The organism is Marinifilum sp. JC120 (assembly GCA_004923195.1).
Lineage (GTDB): Bacteria > Desulfobacterota > Desulfovibrionia > Desulfovibrionales > Desulfovibrionaceae > Maridesulfovibrio.
In genome coordinates this window covers 1-1,204 of the sequence record RDSB01000073.1, presented here as the reverse complement: position 1 = coordinate 1,204, position 1,204 = coordinate 1, and the positions used below count along the sequence as shown (strand labels likewise).

2 protein-coding genes are annotated in these 1,204 nt (G+C 47.5%); both read right to left on the bottom strand.

Translation table 11 applies throughout. From position 1 onward, the window contains the following. Positions 1-106: 106 nt before the first annotated feature. Complete coding sequence (locus D0S45_20410) at positions 107-631, bottom strand: hypothetical protein (GenBank protein TIH08830.1); 525 nt, start codon at positions 629-631, stop codon at positions 107-109. Next, positions 597-1,204, bottom strand: a 608-nt coding sequence (locus D0S45_20405; GenBank protein TIH08829.1) for an RHS repeat-associated core domain-containing protein, incomplete at its 5' end; no start/stop codon positions are given. The genes D0S45_20405 and D0S45_20410, both read right to left, overlap by 35 nt.

The window sequence follows — 1,204 nt, the reverse complement described above, 5'->3', positions numbered from 1 at the left end:
GCTTCGTTATATGAATAGCCTAGATCGGTGACGAGCTTGACGGCAGACTTCCTAAATTCTTCTGAATACTCTCGGTTACTCATGACTGTCTCTCCATGAGCTGACCTTAACCTCTCGAAGACTGTCCGTCATCTATAGGGCACTTCACTACACCTAAAACTTCCTTCCCTCCAAGTACAGTTGTTGCTACTATTGCAGGCATTACTATTGCGGCTGCTGTGGTCCCATAAATCTCTGGATTGTCAGCAAAAGCTTTACCTGCTTTTTTGGCAGCTTTAACTGTGGCCTTACCTCCTTTTGTGGTCGCTACATCCAGTGCGTCCCACCCTTCTGTGAAAGCTTCAACTACGCCATTGGCAACATTCGTAACGGAATCGAATAGGCCGGGGGTCTCTTCTCCAGTGGCATTTGAAGCCATATGCTGCCGTTGATTGTTACGCTTTTCAATCTGACCGGCTCTGTATTCCTGTTTTGCTTGTTCTTCTGCTTTAAGATGTTCTCGCTTATCATTCAGAGCCTTAGTGCTATTTGTCAGTTCAATACTTTTTTGCGCGCCTGATTGATTTAGCTGTGCTGTCGCTTTCTTGCTCTGTTGATCAAATAGCGAATTGTTTGTTGCCTGCTCCGCCATTTCCTGAGCTAAAATTCGTCCCGAGATCTCCTATGCTAAAATCTGTCCCACAATATTCACTAAAACTTGGCCCAGAATATCCGGTATAACCAGCATAGCCACCTAGCTCTGATCTAGCCGAGCTACCGGAACTTGATGACTTACTTTCAGTGCTCTCGGATGCAGTGTTGTTCCCGCCAGAGCCAGAGTCCTCATTGCCACTCTCTTCACTGCTGCTCTGCAACCCGTCCCGGTCGGTAAAGTTAATCGGATCATCCAGACAGTAACCATACACATCAACATCCCCGCCATCATACCCCAGCGGATCAGGCGAAATAAACCTGCCGATGACCGGATCATACTCACGGTAGCCGAAGTGGATCAGTCCGGTATCGGAGTCATAAAGCCCACCACAGAAACCGAGGGCCAGATCATGTTCGGGATTACTGTTCTGTATCCTTCTGCCGAAAGAATCATATAGGACTTCCTGTACGCTATTTCCTGATGGATCGGCAACAGTAAAAACACTCCCTAACTGATCGGTTGCAAAGAGGAATACCTGACCATTACGGATCATTCCCATTGCGCGGCCAT

What these genes read in the sequence shown, in the direction of transcription:
- D0S45_20410 (TIH08830.1), bottom strand. Translation starts at nt 631, where the DNA reads ATGGCGGAGCAGGCAACAAACAATTCGCTATTTGATCAACAGAGCAAG.